This is a genomic window from Mammaliicoccus fleurettii, assembly GCF_003970575.1.
Classification (GTDB): domain Bacteria; phylum Bacillota; class Bacilli; order Staphylococcales; family Staphylococcaceae; genus Mammaliicoccus; species Mammaliicoccus fleurettii.
This window is the reverse complement of record NZ_RXWZ01000036.1, coordinates 38657-60038: the sequence shown is the minus strand read 5'-3', so window position 1 is coordinate 60038 and position 21382 is coordinate 38657. Positions and strand designations below refer to the sequence as shown.

Here is a 21382-nt window from a genome sequence, read left to right as displayed (position 1 = left end):
ACGTTCCGCGAGAGTAGGACGTTGCCGGGCAAATATTTATAAATGGATGCGATGAGCCGCACTCGAGACCTGTTAGGTCTCTTTTTTTTGTTTAAAAATTCTAGGAGGGAGATAATAAAATGAAAAAGTATTTTGAAGTTATGTTTAAAGTAGATAAGAAGAAATTAGGAACCAAAAAAGCCATTTTGCAAGCTATTATTGTGTTTATTATTTTAGCAAGCAGTGTGCTTTTTGGGAGATTTGATCTTGGTCTAACAGCAGTGTTAGGATCCTTTAGTAATATTTATGTATTTAATGGTTCTTATCCCTCTAGAATAAGAAAAGTTATTGTTGTTTCGATTATGTTAAGTGTTTGTTTAATGTTAGGTACATTAACTATTACTATTCCGTTTTTATATGCATTAATTTTAGGCTTAATTGGTATGATTGCTCACTTTATTTTAAAAGCATTTCAAATACCAGGACCATCTTCAGTGTTCTTTGTTTTGACATATAGTGTTGCTTCAATTATGCCTATTATGCCAGAAGATTTTCTTAATAGAGGTTTACTTGTATTATGTGGGGGACTTGTAAGTACTCTAGTTATTATAGTTGATGCTATTTTTAATCATAAGAAGCCTGAAATAGAAAGTGTATTAAATATTTATAAAAATCTAGCATATTTAACTAAAAATTTTAATGGTAAGACATTTGATGATGCTCGAAGTGACACATTGAGTTCTATACATTACGCAACTAATACATTAACAACAGCTAATGCGTTTTGGAATAAAAATAAAGACTATAATCGCTTGTTGCAGTTAAAAGGTAGAGCTGAAGCAATGTGGTCTAGTTGTTTAGAATTATCATCTAAAGGTTATGAGGTTTTGCCGGTTGAAATAAGCGAATCTTTAGAATACATTTGTAACAGAATTGAAGGAAAGAATACATTGGAATACAGCTCAATTGTTTATGATGGAGATGACGTTTACTTAAGTGAGTTGGCTGATTTGATAAATAATACAGTTAAGATGCTAAACGAATCTGATTTGCAGATAGATAAACAAATTAATTATAAAAAACCTATGTATTCAAGAATTATTCAAGAAAATTTATCTAAAGATTCTCTAGTACTTATGTCATCAATGCAATACGGCATTATACTATTTACTTCAGTAATCATAGCATTTGGTTTAGGCTTTGAAAGAGCTTATTGGATACCAATTTCTTGTTGTTCAGTGTTGTTAGGGTCATCTTCTTTATCAACTATACAAAGAGCACTTCAAAGAACTGTAGGTACAATTTTAGGAATGCTTGGTGCAGTTATAATCTTAGCCTTTGAACCAAATGCATGGACAATCGTTATATTAATGACAATATTAATGGCCACAGCTGAATTGTTAATCGCATTTAATTATACGTTCGCTATAATGTTCATTACACCAAATGTACTATTAATGTCAGCAGCAATAACAAATCAATTTGATACGTATTTAGTTGTCCCAAGAATTACAGATGTTATTATCGGGTCAGCTATAGGTTTAATAGGTGTATTAATAGTAGGAAGAAATCATGCTTCTAAAAAATTACCTAAATCAATAAATAACACTTTAAGATTACAAGCAGATATATTACACACTCTATTTTCATCAAATAAATATCATGATAATATTGTAGGTTCAACGATTATTACAGAAATGCATACAGAAATCATGAATACTAAAGCGATGTATCAAGCTGCTTTAAATGAAATGGATAACGACATAAAAAAATAGAATATGTATATCCAATCATATTTACTGTAGAACAATTAGCATTTACATTAGAAAGAGCATTTGAGCACGGTAATATTAGTACTTTATCAGATAGAGATATAGGACTTTACTTAACTACTTATGAAAACATATGTAAAAAGGTATTATTTGATACAAGTTATAAACCAATTGAATTGCCATATTTAAAGGAATTCACTAGTATTCGAGCTGAACTAATGAAATTACAAAGTTTAAGTAGCGATAAATCATAAGAGGATGAGACAATTAATTTGTCCCATCCTCTTAATTTACGTTAAACAAGTGATTAATGCATTAATATGATCTTTTGCATCCTCGATATTTATGCCTCCGAAACCTAATACAAAGTTCGGTGTGTTATCTGTTTTTTTGAAATGATAGTGAGAGAGGGGTTTGATATCTATATCAAAGTCTTTTGTTTTATTGATACATTCTTCTAATGTTAATCCATTTATGACAGTTAAAATAAAATGCATGCCGGTCATCTCTCCTGAGATAACAAAAGTTTCTGGATGTTGTCTCAGTTCTTCCAAAATAATGTCTCTTTTATTTCTATATATTTTCCTCATGCGATTAAGATGTCTCTCAAAGTGTCCTTCGTTCATAAACTTACTTAATATATATTGAATATGTCTTGGTACAGTACCACCTTCTATATTCGTTTTCTTTTGATATACTGATATCAAACTTTTAGGAAGAACGGCATATGCTACACGTAAAGAAGGTGTGATTGATTTAGAGAAAGTACTAACATAAATTACACTGTCTGAATTATCTAAACTTTGAAGTGCTGGTATGGGTCTTCCACTATATCTGAATTCTGAGTCATAGTCATCTTCAATTATGTATCGATTGGATTTCTCTGACGCCCATTTTATGAGTTGTGTTCGTCTTTTTAAATCCATTATCACACCAGTTGGAAATTGGTGACTTGGTGTAATGTAGACAACATCATAATCGATCTTCTTAATTTGTTCTATATCTATTCCATTCTCAGTAACAGGTATAAATTCAAATGGAACGTGTTTTCTTTTAAGCAAATTTCTTACTTGTTTATAGAGAGGATCTTCTATCATATATTTAGAGTCTGAAATAATATCAGTGATGATAGATAATAATTGCTCGGTAGATGACCCTACAATAATTTGTTGTGGTGAACAATTTACACCTCGACTATGGAATATATAATGCCCAATTTCTTTTCTTAAATTAATATCTCCTTGTTTATGACCACTGTCTAAAAGATGAATTTGTTGTTCATCGAATGCTTCTTTCGCATATTTTCTAAAAAGATCATTTGGAAAGTGCACTTTATCTATTGCACCTAGTTTAAAACTATATTGATAGCTTATTTCATCTTGCACGTTTTCGTCAGGGACTTTAGATTTATAAGTTACAGGCAAGTTTACAATATCATTTATATAATAGCCTGATCGATTTTTACTGTAAATATAACCTTCATCGCTTAGAAGTTGATATGCATGTTCAATGGTTGTTTGACTAACAGACAAATAGTTACTTAGTTGTCTTTTTGAAGGTAGTTTTTCATCACGTCTCATCACATCATTTATGATATTTTGTTTAATATTTTCATAAAGTTGTTGGTAAATTGGAAGAGAAATATTTCTATTAATATTAAACATAAGCATTTCCATTTTGTTAACCTCAAATCTGACCACTGATTTTTTGATAAATCTGACTCTTTTACCAGTTCAGAATTTAGTATAACCTACTAATAAGCGATTTAAAAGGAGGAATTTTTAAGATGTCAAAGATTACTGGTTCAGATAAAGTTAAAAGAGGTATGGCAGAAATGCAAAAAGGTGGCGTGATCATGGATGTGGTGAACGCTGAACAAGCTAAATTAGCTGAAGAAGCTGGTGCTGTTGCTGTAATGGCATTAGAACGAGTTCCATCTGATATTAGAGCTGCTGGTGGCGTAGCAAGAATGGCTGATCCACGTATAGTAGAAGAAGTAATGAATGCAGTTTCAATTCCCGTTATGGCAAAAGGTAGAATCGGTCATATAACAGAAGCACGCGTTCTAGAATCAATGGGCGTGGATTACATAGATGAGTCAGAAGTGTTAACACCTGCTGACGAAGAGTATCACTTAAAAAAAGATGATTTTACAGTACCATTTGTATGTGGTTGCCGTAACTTAGGTGAAGCTGCTCGTAGAATTGGTGAAGGTGCAGCAATGTTACGTACGAAAGGTGAACCGGGTACAGGTAATATTGTAGAAGCTGTTCGTCATATGAGACAAGTTAAATCTGAAGTGCGCAAATTAGTGGTCATGAGTGATGATGAGATTATGACTGAAGCGAAAAATATTGGTGCACCATATGAAATCTTAAAAGAAATTAAAGACTTAGGTCGTCTACCAGTTGTAAACTTTGCTGCAGGAGGCGTTGCAACACCAGCTGATGCGGCATTAATGATGGAGCTTGGAGCTGATGGTGTATTCGTAGGTTCAGGTATTTTTAAATCAGAAGCACCTGAAAAATTTGCAAAAGCTATCGTTCAAGCAACTACACATTATCAAGATTATAAATTGATTGCTGAACTATCAAAAGAATTAGGGCCAGCTATGAAAGGTTTAGATATCAATCAATTATCATTAGAAGAACGTATGCAAGAGCGTGGATGGTAATATGAGAATAGGTGTTTTAGGCTTACAAGGTGCAGTAAGAGAGCATATTAAGCATATAGAACAAGCTGGACATGAAGGTATTATAATTAAGACTGTAAACCAATTAAATGAAATAGATGGTCTTGTATTACCAGGTGGAGAATCAACGACTATGCGAAGATTAATGGATTTATATCATTTCACTGAAACACTCAGGAATAGTGACTTACCAATGTATGGTACATGTGCAGGACTTATACTGTTAGCGAAGGAAGTAGTAGGTCAGGAAAGTCATTTGAATAAATTAAATGTAGTTGTTGAAAGAAATTCCTTTGGTAGACAGGTGGATAGCTTTGAACAGAAATTAGATGTAGAAGGTATAGAAGAAGCGGTTAATGCTGTATTTATACGTGCTCCTCATATACAATCAGCTCGTGAAGGAGTAGAAGTATTATCTACAGTTGAAGATAGAATTGTAGCCGTCAGACAAAATCAATACTTAGGTATATCTTTCCACCCAGAACTTACAGATGATTATAAGATTATGAAATATTTCATAGAAGAAATTGTTGAACAGTATCAAGTAAAACAACCACATTAAAATAAAAATCATTTTGGCATTTTTTTTGCGCACGCTTTCCGCGGGCATGTTCTCAGCCTGTAGTCTTCGAACCATACCCCTAGGCAAGCATGCACGAACAAAATCGTAAACTCCATAAAAAAATAAGCATATCACTGTAAACTTTAAAAAATCAGTTCAGTGATATGCTTATTTATTTTGTGTTGGGATTTATGACCCAACACCCTTACTTTATTATAAGAAGAATCCAGCGATTGTTGCTGATAAGAATGATACAAGCGTAGCACCGTATAATAATTTTATACCAAAGCGTGCAACGTTATCCCCTTGTTTATCATTTAATGATTTTACAGCACCAGCGATGATACCAATTGATCCAAAGTTTGCGAATGAAACTAAGAATACAGAAATGATACCATTTGCTCTTTCAGAAATATCTGCCTCAGGTAAAATACCCATTGCTACGAATTCGTTTGAAAGAACTTTTGTTGCCATGATACTACCAGATTGTACAGCATCTGCCCATGGAATACCTGCTAAGAAAGCAAATGGTGCAAATACAAATCCAATTAAAGTTTGGAAGTCCCAAGAAACTGAACCACCAGAAACAAATGAGAAGATATTAGATGTAACACCATTTAAAAGACCAATTAATGCTACATAACCGATTAACATAGCTGCAACGATAACAGCTACTTTGAAACCGTCTAAAATATATTCTCCTAACATTTCGAAGAATGACTGTTTTTCTTCTGATTCTTGAATCATAATGTCATCTTCTTTAGGATCTACTGTATATGGATTAATGATTGAAGCCATAATAAATCCACCAAATAAGTTTAATACAATTGCTGTTACAACATATCTTGGTTCAACCATTGTAAAGTACGCTCCGATAATGGATGCAGAAACTGTTGACATAGCTGAAGCAGTTAATGTGTACATACGATGTTTAGGAATTAAAGGAAGTTGTTTCTTAATTGAAATAAACACTTCTGATTGACCTAAAATCGCAGATGCAACTGCATTATATGATTCTAATTTTCCCATACCATTTATTTTAGAAATAACTAATCCTAAATATTTAATGATAAGCGGTAATACTTTAATATATTGTAAGATACCAATAAGTGCTGAAACAAATACGATTGGCATCAATACATTAAGGAAATAAACTGAAACAGGTTTGTCGGACTTTGGATCAATATTTGCCATACCGTCAAACACAAAATTTATCCCTTCCATAGCTTTTGCTATGATATAACTAAATCCATTCGAAATGCCACCTATGATAGTTAATCCACCTGTTGTTTTTAATAATAAGAAAGCAAATATAAACTGGATTACAATCATTAATCCTATATACTGCCATCTGACACGCATTTTATCTGAACTTACTATCCATGCTAGAAATAGGAATAATAAGATACCGATAATCCCGATAATATAATGCATAATTGACACACCTTTCCCCTGAAATTCTCTCTTTGATAACCTACTTTACATGATAACTCATTTCTTTTGAAAGCGGTATATTTTTTTGAATATTTTTAGAGAAACAAATTAATTGAAATAATAAAGTACAAAACATATAATATAGTCAAAGAAGGTCAAAAGAGGTGATGATTAATGCACAATATGTCGGATATCATTGAGCAATACTTAAAGCAATTGCTGGAAGAGGCTCAAGGTGATGTCGTTGAAATAAAACGTGCGCATATTGCTGAAAAGTTTGATTGTGTGCCTTCCCAGTTAAACTATGTTATAAAAACAAGATTTACTAATGAGCACGGTTACGCTATTGAAAGTAAAAGAGGCGGTGGAGGTTATATTCGTATTTCAAAAGTCGAGACGAATAATCAATCAGCATTTATTAGACATTTAATAGATTTGACAGGTGATCAAATATCACAAGCAAATGCATTTAGAATCGTTGACGGATTATTTCAAAATGACTTAATTACGGATAGAGAGAAAAAAATGATTGTTCAAACGCTTCATAGAGATACATTACAAATAGAAATACCATATAGAGACATCATTCGAGCAAATATATTGAAACGTATACTTGCCGTTATACATTATAGTTAAAAAGGAGTGACAGTATGCTTTGTGAAATTTGTGGTAAAGAAGAAGCAACAATTCAATTAACATCGGCTGGTAAGAAACATAAAACTGAACAGTGGATTTGTAAAAACTGTGCTTCAGAACATTTTTATTTCCAAGATGATCAAATGAATGACCAAAATTTAGATCAGGAATTTGTAGTGAATCAATTTTTACAATATCTTGTAGGGAAGCACGGTATTAACTTTAAACAAGTTCAACCACAAGAAGAAAAGCACTGTCCTACTTGTGGTATGACGTTAACTGATATTGCTAAAGTAGGTAAGTTCGGTTGTCATGACTGTTATGAAACATTTAAAGATGATGTACCTCAAATTATTAGAAGAGTTCAAGCAGGAAGTGGTGAACATACAGGTAAAATACCTGTTTCATCAAGAAGTAAAATTCAACTTAAGCAACAAATAGCTGAAAAAGAAAAAATCTTACAAGGTCTAATTGAAGAACAAGCTTTTGAAGATGCTGCTATTGTGAGAGATGAAATTAAAGCTTTGAAAGCAGAAGGTGAGGTCAAGTAGATGGAAGAACATGTTAATGAACATATTAGCGATTGGATGAAAGGTACAGACGATACGCCAATTGTAATGAGTTCCAGAATAAGACTTGCTCGAAACCTTCAAGACGAAGTTCATCCGCTCAAATATGAAGATGACGAAACAGGAAATCATGTAATTGATAAAGTTAGTAAGGCATTATCAAATTTAAAACTTACAAAGTTATCTGATTTAAGTGAACTTGAGCAAAGTAAGTTAGTATTTAAGCATTTAATTAGCCCAGCACTTATGAAACAGAAATTTGGTGCAGTATTATTAAATGAAGATGAATCAACAAGTGTCATGATTAATGAAGAAGACCATGTAAGGATACAAGTAATGGGCAATAATCTTGTGTTAAATGAGCTTTATGACACAGCATCTAAATTAGATGATGAGTTAGACAAACATTTAACTATTTCATATGATGAGCAACATGGATTCTTAACAACATGTCCAACTAACATTGGGACAGGCTTAAGAGCAAGTGTAATGTTGCATTTACCAGGACTCAGCATTATGAAACGTATGAAAAGAATTGGCCAAGCAATAAATCGATTTGGTTATACAATTAGGGGTATATATGGAGAAGGAACTGGTGCCTTAGGTCATGTATATCAAATATCAAATCAATTAACACTTGGTAAGACTGAGGAAGAAATCATTGAAGATTTAACACAAATTGTTGAACAGATTATTAGCGAGGAAGAACAAATTCGACAAAGACTTGATAGATTTAACTATATGGAAACGAAAGATAGAGTACATCGTGCCAAAGGTATCTTAAAGTCAGCTCGGTTAATATCTGTTGAAGAAGCATCACTTAGGTTAAGTGAAATGAAACTTGGTATCGATTTAGGTCATATCGAGAGCAATAACTTTAATTTTGATAATTTAATGGTTACAATACAAACACCATTCTTTGAAGGTGAAGACTCGAAACAATCAATAGATGAAAAGCGAGCAACCTTTTTAAGAGAACACATATAAAAAAATAGGAGGTTAGTTTATGCTATTTGGTAGATTAACAGAACGTGCACAACGCGTATTAGCACATGCACAAGAAGAAGCAATGAGATTGAATCATTCAAATATAGGAACAGAACATTTATTATTAGGCTTAATGAAAGAACCAGAAGGCATTGCAGCTAAAGTATTAGATGCATTTGGAATTACTGAAGAAAAAGTAACTAAAGAAGTTGAAAATTTAATTGGTCAAGGACAAGAGCAAGTAGGTGCTATTCATTATACACCTAGAGCTAAAAAAGTAATCGAATTGTCTATGGATGAAGCAAGAAAGCTTAATCATACATTTGTAGGAACAGAACATCTTTTATTAGGACTTATTCGTGAAAATGAAGGTGTTGCAGCTCGTGTATTTGCTAACTTAGACTTGAATATCACAAAAGCAAGAGCACAAGTTGTAAAATCTTTAGGTAGTCCAGAGCAAGGATCTAAAAATGCACAAACGACTAAAAACCAAGCAACACCTACTTTAGATAGTTTAGCAAGAGATTTAACAGTTATTGCTGAAGATGGCACTTTAGACCCAGTTATTGGACGTTCAGACGAAATAACAAGAGTGATAGAAGTGTTAAGTAGAAGAACGAAGAACAATCCAGTCCTAATTGGGGAACCTGGTGTAGGTAAGACAGCAATTGTTGAAGGTTTAGCACAAGCTATCGTACAAAATGAAGTGCCTGAAACATTAAAAGGTAAAAGAGTAATGTCACTTGATATGGGTACAGTAGTTGCAGGTACTAAATATCGTGGTGAATTTGAAGAAAGATTGAAAAAAGTAATGGAAGAAATTCATCAAGCTGGTAACATCGTGTTATTCATTGATGAGTTACACACACTTATTGGTGCTGGTGGTGCAGAAGGTGCTATTGATGCATCGAATATCTTGAAACCTGCATTAGCACGTGGTGAACTTCAATGTATAGGTGCTACAACTTTAGATGAGTATCGTAAATATATTGAAAAAGACGCAGCGTTAGAAAGACGTTTCCAACCAGTTAAAGTTGATGAGCCAAATACTGAGGATTCAATTTCAATCTTAAAAGGTCTAAGAGATCGCTATGAAGCTCATCACCGTATCAATATTTCAGATGAAGCAATTGAAGCGGCTGTTAATATGAGTGATAGATATATTTCTGATAGATTTTTACCAGACAAAGCAATCGATTTAATTGATGAAGCAAGTTCTAAAGTGAGACTTAGAAATTATACGACACCACCAAGTCTTAAAGAACTTGAGTCAGAATTAGAAACAGTTAAGAAAGAAAAAGATGCAGCTGTACATTCTCAAGAGTTTGAAAATGCTGCTAACTTAAGAGATAAACAAACTAAACTTGAAAAACAGTTAGAAGATACGAAAAACGAATGGAAAAAAGCACAAGGTGAGAAAAACACTTGTGTAACTGCTGAAGACATTGCTGTAGTAGTAGCAAACTGGACAGGTGTTCCAATTACGAAATTGAATGAAACTGAATCAGAACGATTATTAAACTTGGAGTCTATACTTCATGGACGTGTAATTGGTCAAAATGATGCAGTCGAATCTATTTCTAAAGCAGTAAGACGTGCAAGAGCTGGATTGAAAGATCCTAAGAGACCTATTGGTAGCTTTATATTCTTAGGCCCAACAGGTGTAGGTAAAACTGAACTTGCCCGCACATTAGCAGATGCAATGTTTGGCGAAGAAGATGCAATGATAAGAGTTGATATGAGTGAGTTTATGGAGAAACACTCTGTCAGTCGATTAGTAGGTTCTCCTCCGGGTTATGTTGGACATGATGATGGTGGCCAATTAACTGAAAATGTAAGACGTAAACCTTACTCAGTGATATTATTTGATGAAATTGAAAAAGCTCATCCAGATGTATTTAATATCTTATTACAAGTGTTGGATGACGGTCACTTAACTGACTCTAAAGGTCGTAAAGTAGACTTTAGAAATACTGTTATTATCATGACTTCAAACGTTGGTGCTCAAGAACTACAAAATGCTAAATTTGTAGGATTTGGTGCAAAAGAAAGTGGTCGTGATTATGAAACAATTAGAAAAACAATGATGGATGAATTGAAACAACAATTCAGACCAGAATTCTTAAACCGTGTGGATGATATCATTGTATTCCACAAACTAGAAAAATCACATCTTAAAGAAATTGTTGCTAAGATGGCAGGTAACTTAACTAAACGCTTATCTGAACAAGGTATTCACATTACACTTTCAGATTCAGCACAAGATAAAATTGCTGATGAAGGATTTGACCCTGAATATGGTGCGAGACCATTAACTCGTGCTATTCAGAAAAATGTCGAAGATAACTTGAGTGAGTTGATTTTATCTGGTCAAGACTTAGTTGGTAAAGATGTTCTTGTGGATTATAGAGATGACGAATTCAAATTTGATTTATCAGACCATAAAGAAAATGAAGCAAAAGAAGAAACTTCTAAAGCATAATATTAAAATATAATTTTAATATTATAATGAGTCCGCAGACTATTAATATCAATAGTTTGCGGACTTTTAAATTTGTTTGAAAGTATATTAATTTGTTTTTACAGTCAGTCAAGTTTAAAATATAACTATTCAATTAATACGGAGGTAACATGGATGGCAAAAAAGAAAGTAGTATTTGAATGTTTAGCCTGCGGATATCAATCTCCTAAATGGATGGGGAAATGTCCAAATTGTGGGACATGGAATCAAATGGAAGAATCTATAGAACATAAAGAAACTAAAGGACCTAAAAATACATTTAAGTCAGATGTTCCGGCTCAGAAAATAGAAAAATTAAAAGATGTTAAAGAAGAAAACACACCTAGAATAAAGACTAAAATTAATGAATTTAATCGTGTATTAGGTGGAGGTGTCGTAGAAGGTTCGCTTGTATTAATAGGTGGTGACCCTGGGATTGGGAAATCTACATTACTATTACAAATTAGTGCTGCATTATCTCAACAAAAAAATGTACTATATGTGTCAGGTGAAGAATCTGTAAGACAGACTAAATTAAGAGCAGAACGTTTAGTAGAAGATTCAGGTGAATTAAATGTTTATGCTGAAACGAATTTAGAGATTATACATAGTATGGTTCAAAAAGTAAAACCAGACTTATTGATTATTGATTCTATTCAAACAGTTTATCATCCTGAAGTAACTTCAGCGCCAGGTTCGGTATCTCAAGTTAGAGAATGTACACAGAATTTAATGCATATTGCTAAACAGATGAATATCGCAACATTTATAGTTGGACATGTAACTAAAGATGGACAAATAGCTGGTCCAAGATTATTGGAACATATGGTTGATACAGTTTTATACTTTGAAGGTGATACGCATCATGCATATCGTATATTAAGAGCAGTTAAAAACCGTTTTGGCTCAACAAACGAAATGGGTATTTTTGAAATGAAACAAACTGGTCTGAATGAAGTAACAAACCCTTCAGAAATGTTTTTAGAAGAAAGAACGAAACACGTATCAGGTTCAACGATTGTTGCTACAATGGAAGGTACGCGACCTATATTAGTTGAGGTGCAAGCACTTGTCACGCCTACAACATTTCATAATCCTAGAAGAATGGCTACTGGCATAGATCATAATAGATTAAGTTTATTAATGGCAGTACTTGAAAAGAAAGAGAATTTTTTATTACAACAACAAGACGCATATATTAAAATTGCTGGAGGCGTAAAGCTAAGTGAGCCTGCAGTAGACTTAAGTATTATAATAGCGATAGCATCAAGTTTCCAAGACAAGCCAACAAAAGGAGACGATTGTTTCGTAGGTGAAGTCGGTTTGACTGGTGAAGTGAGAAGAGTCGCAAGAATTGATCAAAGGGTACAAGAAGCGGCTAAATTAGGATTTAAACGCATTATAATACCGAAAAATAATATCAAAGGTTTAGAATTTCCTGAAGGCACTGAAGTAATTGGTGTATCAACTACAAGAGAAGCATTGAAAATTGCTTTTAATGCATAATTAACCATAAGGAGGTTACCGTATGAAAATTTTAAAGGGATTAATTATATTATGTTACTTAGTCATAGGTTCCTCACTTGGTATCATGGTAATTCCAGAACTGATTAATGCGTTTAGTATTCAACCTGAACAAGTATTAACTAATCCATACATTGATGGCTTAATTGGAGCAGTCGCTGTTTTCTTATTGTTTGGATTTTTAATAGACAAAATAGTATACATGGCCGATCAAGGAGAAAAGTATTTATTAAAAAGGAGTATTCTTGAAATATTTTTCGCTACTGTTGGTGTCATGATTGGTTTAATGATTGCGGTTATGGTTTCATTCATATTAGAAATGATTGGTGCACCAGTCTTGAAACATATTTTACCAATAATTATTGCTGCTTTTTTATGTTATTTAGGTTTTCAGATTGGATTGCAAAAACGTGAAGAGATACTGCGATTATTTCCAGAAAGTATATCAAATTCATTAACGCGACAAACAACTTCAAGATATGCAAAAATTTTAGACACAAGTGCTATTATTGATGGTCGTATTTTAGATGTTGTAAAATGTCATTTCATAGATGGCGAAATACTTGTTCCACAAGGCGTTATTGAAGAATTGCAAGTAATTGCTGACGCTAAAGATAGTGTTAAGCGAGATAAAGGACAACGTGGATTAGATATTCTAAATGCACTTAAAGAGACGGATTTCTCAATTTCAATTATTGAACCGACTTCAACACATAAAGATGTTGATGCTTTATTAATTACTTTGGCTAAACGTTATCAAGCTAGTATTATTACAACAGATTATAATTTAAATAAAGTCTGTGCTGTGCAAGGTATAAAAGTGCTTAATGTTAACGATTTGTCTGAAGCTATTAAACCAGTCATACATCAAGGAGATATCTTCGATTTATTGATTACGAAAATCGGTAAAGAAGATGATCAAGGTGTTGGGTATTTAGATGATGGCACAATGGTTGTCATTGAAAAAGGTAGAGAATATATTGGCAAAACAATTGCTGTAGAAGTGATGAGTTTATTACAAACTTCCTCGGGTAGAATCATATTTGCGAAGAAGGTGTCATAATTTGGGATTTACAACGATTATACCAGCTGCTGGACAAGGTAAAAGAATGGGAGCTGAGATAAATAAATTATTCCTAGAAATCAATGGAGAAACAATTATTAGAAGAACGGTTTCAGTTTTCCAAGAAATAGAGGAATGTGAACAAATTTTTATCGCCGCACATCCAGAAGAAGTTCATTTAATTGAAGAACATTTGAAAGACTTTAATAAAGTTGCTGGTGTTATCCCTGGTGGTAAAGAAAGACAGCATAGCATCAATGAAGTATTGAAAGTGTTAATCGATACAGAAGTGGTTATGGTTCATGATGGTGCACGACCATTTATTACACAAGAGAAAGTTAAGCAGCTTTATCAAGAAACTTTAAAAAATAATGCTGTTATTTTAGCTGTACAAGCTAAAGACACAATAAAGAAAGTGATCGATGGTGTTGTAGAAGAAACATATGATCGATCGACTTTGTGGCAAGTACAAACGCCGCAGTCATTCAGTAGGCATGTCATTTTAAAAGCATATAATTTAGCTAAAGAACATGATTTTGTAGGTACTGATGATGCTTCATTGGTGGAGAGAGCAGGTTATAAAGTACATATTACAAATGGTGATTACGATAATATCAAAATTACAACTCACGAAGACTTGATAATTGCAGATTCAATATTAGAAAGACGAGGTATTTGTGATGTATAGAATAGGTTATGGTTACGATGTTCATGAATTTGACCAAACACGTCCGCTTATTATAGGTGGTATTGAATTAGAACATTCGCATGGATTAAAGGGACATAGTGATGCTGATGTATTGCTTCATGCAATTACGGATGCTATTCTCGGTGCTGCAAGTCTTGGTGATATAGGTAAACTGTTCCCTGATACCGATCCAACATTTAAAAATGCAGATTCAAAGTTGTTATTAAGAGAAGCTTATAAACAAGTTTTGAAAAAGGGATATAAACTTGGAAATGTAGATGCTACAATTATAGCTGAACAACCAAAATTTAGACCCCACATTGATAGAATGCGAGATGTCATTGCTTCAATATTTGAAGTGGCTATTGAAGATGTAAATGTGAAAGCGACTACTAATGAAAAATTAGGATTTCTAGGAAGAGAAGAAGGCATACAAGCGCAAGCTGTGGTATTATTAACAAGTAAAGAATAAAACAGGAGTGAGACGATGAGTAACAAAGTAAGAGTAAGATACGCGCCAAGTCCGACTGGTTACTTACACATCGGTAACGCAAGAACCGCATTATTTAACTATTTATTTGCTAAACATTATGATGGGGACTTTGTTATACGTATTGAAGATACAGACATAGCCAGAAATTTAGAAGACGGAGAAGCGTCACAATTTTCTAATCTTGAATGGTTAGGTTTAGGTTGGGATGAATCTGTTGATAAAGATGGAGGATACGGTCCATATCGTCAATCAGAACGCGGGCACATATATAAACCACTGATAGAGCAACTATTAGCTGAAGATAAAGCTTATAAATGTTATATGACTTCAGAAGAATTAGAAGCTGAACGTGAAGAACAAATCGCTAGAGGAGAAATGCCTCGATATGGTGGGAAACACGCACATTTAACTAAAGAAGAACAAGAAGCATTTGAAGCTGAAGGCAGACAACCAAGTATTCGTTTCAGAGTACCACAAAATACTGAATACAAATTTGATGATATCGTTAAAGGCGAAGTTGCTTTTGACTCAAATGGTATTGGTGACTGGGTAATCGTTAAAAAAGATGGTATACCAACTTACAACTTTGCTGTTGCAATTGATGATTATTATATGGAAATTTCTCACGTTATTCGTGGTGATGATCATATTTCAAATACACCTAAACAGCTTATGATATATGAAGCGTTAGGCTTTGCACCACCAAAATTTGCACACATGACGTTAATCGTTAATGAAGACCGCAAAAAATTAAGTAAACGTGATGGACAAATTCTACAGTTTATTGAACAATATAAAGATTTAGGTTATTTACCTGAAGCAATCTTTAACTTTATTGGATTATTAGGATGGTCTCCAGAAGGTGAAGAAGAAATCTTCTCTAAAGAAGAATTTATTAAAATATTCGACGAAAAACGTCTTTCTAAATCACCTGCATTCTTTGATAAGAAAAAATTAGAATGGATTAATAACCAATACATGAAAGAAAAAGATTCTGAAACAGTATTCGAAATGACAATTCCACATATGGTTAAAGCTGGTATGTTATCAGAAAGTCCTTCAGAAGCTGAATTAACTTGGGCAAGAGATTTAGTAGGTTTATATCAACAACAAATGAGCTATGCAGGTGAAATTGTTCCGTTATCTGAACTATTCTTCAGAGAACATCTTGATTTCACAGAGGAAGCGCAAGAAGTCTTAGATGGTGAACAAGTACCAACTGTAATGGCTGAGCTTGCAAAACAACTTGAAACTTTAGAGCCATTTGAACCAGCTGAAATAAAAAAATCTATTAAAGCAGTACAAAAAGAAACAGGAATAAAAGGTAAGCAATTATTTATGCCGATTCGTGTTGCTGTTTCAGGTCAAACACATGGCCCAGAGTTACCTAATACAATTGCATTATTAGGTAGAGATAAAGTACTAGCAAGATTAAAACGTTTCGTTTGATTTTTTTAGAATAAGAATCTATTATAAAAATGACTTAAAGGACAAGTAGTTTGGATAATGTGAAATTAGAGAGTACATGGTTGCTGAAAATGTGCCACATTATATAATCGAATGCACCTTTATTACACAAGCATAATATATTGATATTTAAATGAGTGAGCATTTTCTAATGCTAAAAAGAGTGGAACCGTGCAAAAAGGCACCTCTAGCAATTATTGTTAGAGGCGCCTTTTTGTTATCTGAGGGGGGATTTAAATGTTTAAAAGAGTCAAAGATGATATTCAAATGGTATTCGATCAAGACCCAGCAGCAAGATCTTCATTTGAAATCGTTATGACTTACTCAGGACTACATGCTATATGGAGTTATTTAATCGCGAATTGGTTTTTTAAGAAAAAAATGTATTTTATTGCAAGATCGATATCGCAAATATCTCGTTTTTTTACTGGTGTAGAAATTCATCCAGGAGCAACTATAGGTAGTAGATTGTTTATCGACCATGGTATGGGAATTGTAATAGGTGAAACATGTAACATTGGAAATAATGTGACGATATACCAAGGTGTGACACTTGGAGGGACAGGTAAAGAGCGAGGTAAGAGACACCCTGATATAGGTGATAATGTCTTAATTGCTGCAGGAGCAAAAGTACTTGGCAACATAGAAGTAGGAAGTAATGTGAACATTGGAGCGAACTCAGTCGTGTTGAAAGATGTTCCGGATTACTCAACAGTTGTTGGTATACCAGGTAGAATCGTTAAACAAGATGGATTGAAAGTCGGTAAAAACTTTAATCATACGAAGTTACCAGACCCTATATACGAACAATTAAAAGAATTAGAACGTCAACTTGAAAAGACGAAGAATGGAGAGATTGTTGATGATTACGTTATATAATACGTTAACGAGGCAAAAGGAAGAATTTATTCCCATTGAAGAAGGAAAAGTAAAAATGTATGTGTGTGGCCCAACTGTTTATAACTACATTCATATTGGAAATGCGAGAGCGACAGTTGCATTTGATGTCGTAAGAAGATATTTAGAATATCGTGGGTATGATGTTCAATACGTATCTAACTTCACTGATGTTGATGATAAGTTGATCAAGACAGCCAATGAATTAGGTGAAACTGTACCTGAAATTGCAGATCGATTTATAGAAGCATTCTATGAAGATACAGGTGCACTAAACTGTAAACGAGGCACAGCTAACCCTAGAGTTATGGATCATATGGACGATATCATTGCTTTTATAAATGTACTTGTGGAAAAAGGATATGCATATGAAAGTGGCGGAGACGTATATTATCGTACACGACGTTTTGATGGATATGGTAAGTTAAGTCATCAATCCATAGATGATTTAAAAGTTGGTGCAAGAATTGAAACAGGTGAACAAAAAGAAGACGAATTAGATTTCACGCTATGGAAACAAGCTAAACCTGGTGAAATTAAATGGGATAGTCCATGGGGAGCAGGTAGACCAGGGTGGCATATAGAATGTTCTGTAATGGCTCAAGTTCATTTAGGTGATACGATTGATATTCATGCTGGTGGAACAGACTTGCAATTCCCGCATCATGAGAATGAAATAGCACAATCTGAAGCACATAATGATAAGACGTTTGCTAATTATTGGATGCATAATGGATTTGTAAACATAAATAACGAAAAAATGAGTAAATCATTAGGAAACTTTATTTTAGTTCATGACATCATTAAAGAAATTGATCCTGATGTATTAAGATTCTTTATGGTTGGTGCACATTATAGAAGTCCAATTAACTATGATTTAGATCTTGTTCAAGCAGCGAATAAAGGTTTAGAGCGAATTCGTAATAGTTATAAATCTTTAGTAGACAGAGAAAAATTCGCACTACAAGATAAAGATGAAACAAATCAATATATGGAAAGCATCAATCAAACGTTGAAAGATTTTGAAACATATATGGATGATGATTTCAACACTGCTAATGCTATGACTGCATGGTATGATTTGAATAAATTGGCGAATAAATACTTGTTAGAAAATACGACATCAACTCAAACGATTCAATATTTTAAAGAAGTTTATCAAATTTTCAGCGATGTATTAGGCGTGCCTTTAGTTGGTAAAGAGCAAAATGAACTACTAGACGAAGAAATCGAAGCTTTAATCGAAGAACGTAATGAAGCGAGAAAAGCTAAGAACTTCCAAAGAGCTGATGAAATTAGAGATGCTTTAAAAGAACAAAATATTATTCTTGAAGATACAGCACAAGGTGTGAGGTTTAAACGTGGATAAATTAACAGTGAAAATGTTAAATCCTTTATCGTTAGCTTATATGGGAGATTCTATTTTAGACACTTATGTTAGAAAACATATTATCCTTAAAATTAAAGGCAAGCCGAATCGTCTCCATCAATTGTCAAAACAATATGTTTCAGCAAAAGGACAAGCATATGTACTTAATGTATTGATAGGAGAATCATTCTTTAATGAAGAAGAGTTAGAAATCATACAACGTGGTCGAAATGCGAAAAGTCATACTAAGGCTAAAAATACCGACATTCAAACTTATAGAAAAAGTTCGGCAATTGAAGCGGTTATTGGATATTTGTTTTTGATAGATGAAATAGAGCGTCTAGAAGAATTAGTTAATAAAATGATTGAAATTACAGAAGAAAGGGTGAGTACAAATGGATGAATCAGTTATTGTTGGTAGACATGCAGTAAAAGAAGCGATAACTTCAGGGCACACAATTAATAAAGTGCTTATTCAAGAAGGCATCAATAAGAAACAAATCGGTGAGATTTTAAAACTTGCAAAATCTGAAAAAATTGTTGTTCAGACTGTTCCTAAATCAAAAATTGATTATTTAACAGATGTTCCTCATCAAGGTATTGCGGCACAGATTGCACCGTATCCTTATAAGGAATTGGAAGATTTTATTTCAGAAACGAAAGATATTGACCACCAACCTTGTCTATTAATGTTAGATGGTTTGGAAGATCCACATAATTTAGGATCGATTATGAGAACTGCTGATGCTATCGGTATTGATGGAATTATCATACCGAAAAGAAGGTCAGTTCAATTAAATGCAACTGTAGCTAAAGCATCAACTGGAGCTATTCAACATGTTCCAGTGATTCGAGTTACGAATTTGCCACAAACAATTGAACGTCTTCAAGAAGTAGGATATTGGGTTGCAGGTACGGATGCACAGAATGCAACAGATTATCGTCAAATGGATGCTGGAATGCCGCTATTGATTGTTATTGGTAGTGAAGGTGAAGGCATGAGTCGATTAGTTAAAGAAAAGTGTGATTTTTATATTAAATTACCAATGGTTGGTCATGTTAACAGCCTTAATGCATCAGTTGCAGCAAGTCTATTAATGTATGAAGTTTACCGAAAAAGGCACCCTATAGGTCAGTCGTAATGAAAGATATCTATTTAATTATCGATGGCTATAATTTAATAGGACAGTCAAACGAATTATCTTCAATTGCTCAAGTTTCTTTAGAAGAAGCAAGAGATAAACTGTTAATCACACTTATTAATTACAATACACAACATGATGGTGAAATGATTGTTGTTTTTGATGCTTATGGAGTAGAGGGTACAGAATCTATTGAAATTAAACACGGCGTAAAAGTTGTTTACACAAAAGGTAAAGAAACTGCGGACAGCTACATTGAAAAATTAACATACGAACTATATCGTAAGCACATTACACATATAACCGTCGTAACAAGTGATATGAGTGAGCAACATGCTATTTTTGGTTCAGGAGCATATAGAATTTCTTCAAGAGAAATGTGGTCAACGATTGCTAACCAAGAATCTGTAATTACGAAGCGGTTATCCGAAATAGAAACAAAAACACCTAGAAACAGGTTGGACTTACCAGATGAAGTATTAGAACAATTTGAAAAATGGCGACGAAATCACAAATAAACTTTATTTTTTGAAGTTTGATTAAAAAGTATAGCGCTCTGTAAAATATGGTCAACACCTATGATAAGGAATGAACATCATGAATGACATATTTACAGATAAGCAACTTCTAAAATGGATTCATGCTATACAACAAGGGAATACAGAAGTGTTTAGCCAGTTGTTAAACGTTTTTGAAAAAGAGATTACTAAAAGGTTGAATACTTTAAGTTTAACTCATGAAGATAAAGAAGATATCGCGCAAGTTATCAGATATAAAATATATAAACAAGTACTGACTTTTGATTGCCAACAAGATGATTCTTTTGTGCATTGTGTGAACGTTATTATTAAAAATGCTAAGATTGATTATATACGTAAGATGAAAAGCGAAAAGTATAAACTGCATACAGAGTCGCTCAGTATAGATGAAAATAAAAAAGAAGCGTATAGTTTAGTAGAGCGTATTTATGATACTAAAGCTCAGTCATTTGAAGAGATGCTGTTAACAGAAAGTACACTAATATATTTAATGGAACGAAAAAAGTTAACTAAAATGGAAGAAAGCGTAGTAAAATTAGCTTTGCAAGGAAGAACGAAAAAAGAAATCTCAAAAGAACTCGATGTACCTGTGAAACATATATATAACGCACAATACCGATTAAAAAAGAAGTTCAATAGAGCTGAAATTAATTCAGCTCTGTTTGACAATTAGGTGTTTTGTTTTGTATATTAATCTAGGATTAGAATGAATTAGGTGATAAGATGAGAAAAGTCCCTTTAAATTGCGAAAAATGCGGAGCTAGGAATTATACAGTCCCAAAAAAAGATACAGATAACCGTTTAGAGCTAAAAAAGTTTTGTAAAACTTGTAATACGCATACATTGCATAAAGAATCCATCTAAAAGGAGGAAAATCAATGGCTAAAAAAGAAAATTTCTTTCAAGGCGTAAAATCAGAAATGCAGAAAACAAGTTGGCCAACAGGCAAAGAACTTGTTAAATATACAACAATAGTAGTGTGCACAGTAATCTTTTTCTTAATCTTTTTCTATGCACTAGATTTAGGAATTACAGAATTAATTAATTTGATTAGATAGTAAGGAGTGGC

22 protein-coding genes are annotated in these 21382 nt (G+C 33.2%); 20 read left to right on the top strand and 2 right to left on the bottom strand.

Features of this window, described 5'->3' with window-relative positions:
- Nucleotides 1-119: 119 nt before the first annotated feature.
- Nucleotides 120-1754 (top strand): FUSC family protein, encoded by a 1635-nt coding sequence (locus tag CD129_RS03045; RefSeq protein ID WP_243832045.1) that lies wholly within the window; start codon nt 120-122, stop codon nt 1752-1754.
- 287 nt (nt 1755-2041) lie between these two features.
- Here the strand turns inward: CD129_RS03045 and pdxR are convergent, their stop codons facing one another.
- Nucleotides 2042-3427, bottom strand: a complete 1386-nt coding sequence (pdxR, locus tag CD129_RS03040) for a MocR-like pyridoxine biosynthesis transcription factor PdxR (RefSeq protein WP_115337870.1) — start codon at nt 3425-3427, stop codon at nt 2042-2044.
- Nucleotides 3428-3537: 110 nt separating this feature from the next.
- Between pdxR and pdxS the strand changes: the two genes are divergently transcribed.
- Complete coding sequence (gene pdxS, locus CD129_RS03035; protein ID WP_078357754.1) at nt 3538-4425, top strand: pyridoxal 5'-phosphate synthase lyase subunit PdxS; 888 nt, start codon at nt 3538-3540, stop codon at nt 4423-4425.
- 1 nt (nt 4426) lies between these two features.
- On the top strand, nt 4427-5005 hold the full coding sequence (pdxT, locus tag CD129_RS03030) for a pyridoxal 5'-phosphate synthase glutaminase subunit PdxT (protein WP_078357755.1): 579 nt from the start codon (nt 4427-4429) through the stop codon (nt 5003-5005).
- Between the two features lie 213 nt (nt 5006-5218).
- Here the strand turns inward: pdxT and CD129_RS03025 are convergent, their stop codons facing one another.
- Nucleotides 5219-6439 carry a NupC/NupG family nucleoside CNT transporter gene (locus CD129_RS03025; protein ID WP_078357756.1) on the bottom strand — a complete coding sequence of 407 codons (1221 nt, stop codon included), beginning with the start codon at nt 6437-6439 and terminating at the stop codon, nt 5219-5221.
- Between the two features lie 174 nt (nt 6440-6613).
- Here CD129_RS03025 and CD129_RS03020 point away from each other — a divergent pair, with 174 nt between their 5' ends.
- The 17 genes from CD129_RS03020 (at nt 6614) to secE (ending at nt 21371) form a co-directional block, all read left to right on the top strand.
- Nucleotides 6614-7075: a CtsR family transcriptional regulator gene (locus tag CD129_RS03020; RefSeq protein WP_078357757.1), complete on the top strand. Its 462-nt coding sequence runs from the start codon at nt 6614-6616 to the stop codon at nt 7073-7075.
- A gap of 14 nt (nt 7076-7089) precedes the next feature.
- The gene (locus CD129_RS03015; protein WP_078357758.1) at nt 7090-7626 is read left to right on the top strand and encodes an excinuclease ABC subunit B; all 537 of its coding nucleotides are present in this window, start codon (nt 7090-7092) and stop codon (nt 7624-7626) included.
- Complete coding sequence (locus CD129_RS03010; RefSeq protein WP_115337869.1) at nt 7627-8631, top strand: protein arginine kinase; 1005 nt, start codon at nt 7627-7629, stop codon at nt 8629-8631.
- A gap of 19 nt (nt 8632-8650) precedes the next feature.
- Complete coding sequence (locus CD129_RS03005; RefSeq protein ID WP_115337868.1) at nt 8651-11113, top strand: ATP-dependent Clp protease ATP-binding subunit; 2463 nt, start codon at nt 8651-8653, stop codon at nt 11111-11113.
- A 153-nt stretch (nt 11114-11266) separates the two neighbouring features.
- A complete protein-coding gene (gene radA, locus CD129_RS03000; RefSeq protein WP_078357761.1) occupies nt 11267-12637 on the top strand; it encodes a DNA repair protein RadA in 1371 nt (456 codons plus the stop codon).
- Between the two features lie 22 nt (nt 12638-12659).
- The gene (locus CD129_RS02995; protein ID WP_078357762.1) at nt 12660-13718 is read left to right on the top strand and encodes a PIN/TRAM domain-containing protein; all 1059 of its coding nucleotides are present in this window, start codon (nt 12660-12662) and stop codon (nt 13716-13718) included.
- A 1-nt stretch (nt 13719) separates the two neighbouring features.
- Nucleotides 13720-14406, top strand: coding sequence for a 2-C-methyl-D-erythritol 4-phosphate cytidylyltransferase (gene ispD / locus CD129_RS02990; RefSeq protein WP_115337867.1), 687 nt, complete (start codon nt 13720-13722; stop codon nt 14404-14406).
- Nucleotides 14399-14878: a 2-C-methyl-D-erythritol 2,4-cyclodiphosphate synthase gene (ispF, locus tag CD129_RS02985; protein ID WP_115337866.1), complete on the top strand. Its 480-nt coding sequence runs from the start codon at nt 14399-14401 to the stop codon at nt 14876-14878. Before ispD ends, ispF begins: the two co-directional genes overlap by 8 nt.
- A gap of 15 nt (nt 14879-14893) precedes the next feature.
- Nucleotides 14894-16348, top strand: coding sequence for a glutamate--tRNA ligase (gene gltX, locus CD129_RS02980; protein WP_078357765.1), 1455 nt, complete (start codon nt 14894-14896; stop codon nt 16346-16348).
- A 255-nt stretch (nt 16349-16603) separates the two neighbouring features.
- Entirely contained in the window at nt 16604-17245 is a 642-nt protein-coding gene (cysE, locus tag CD129_RS02975) for a serine O-acetyltransferase (protein ID WP_078357766.1), read from the top strand.
- The gene (cysS, locus tag CD129_RS02970; RefSeq protein WP_115337865.1) at nt 17229-18632 is read left to right on the top strand and encodes a cysteine--tRNA ligase; all 1404 of its coding nucleotides are present in this window, start codon (nt 17229-17231) and stop codon (nt 18630-18632) included. The genes cysE and cysS overlap by 17 nt, the downstream gene beginning before the upstream one ends.
- Before the next feature lie 13 nt (nt 18633-18645).
- A complete protein-coding gene (locus CD129_RS02965; RefSeq protein ID WP_170167664.1) occupies nt 18646-19035 on the top strand; it encodes a Mini-ribonuclease 3 in 390 nt (129 codons plus the stop codon).
- Nucleotides 19028-19774, top strand: a complete 747-nt coding sequence (gene rlmB / locus CD129_RS02960; RefSeq protein ID WP_078357769.1) for a 23S rRNA (guanosine(2251)-2'-O)-methyltransferase RlmB — start codon at nt 19028-19030, stop codon at nt 19772-19774. Before CD129_RS02965 ends, rlmB begins: the two co-directional genes overlap by 8 nt.
- Nucleotides 19774-20292, top strand: a complete 519-nt coding sequence (locus CD129_RS02955; protein WP_078357770.1) for an NYN domain-containing protein — start codon at nt 19774-19776, stop codon at nt 20290-20292. Before rlmB ends, CD129_RS02955 begins: the two co-directional genes overlap by 1 nt.
- Nucleotides 20293-20371: 79 nt before the next feature.
- Entirely contained in the window at nt 20372-20986 is a 615-nt protein-coding gene (locus CD129_RS02950; protein WP_115337863.1) for a sigma-70 family RNA polymerase sigma factor, read from the top strand.
- A gap of 50 nt (nt 20987-21036) precedes the next feature.
- Nucleotides 21037-21177 carry a 50S ribosomal protein L33 gene (gene rpmG, locus CD129_RS02945; protein WP_078357772.1) on the top strand — a complete coding sequence of 47 codons (141 nt, stop codon included), beginning with the start codon at nt 21037-21039 and terminating at the stop codon, nt 21175-21177.
- Nucleotides 21178-21191: 14 nt separating this feature from the next.
- Nucleotides 21192-21371, top strand: a complete 180-nt coding sequence (gene secE / locus CD129_RS02940; RefSeq protein WP_025904856.1) for a preprotein translocase subunit SecE — start codon at nt 21192-21194, stop codon at nt 21369-21371.
- Nucleotides 21372-21382 lie beyond the last annotated feature (11 nt).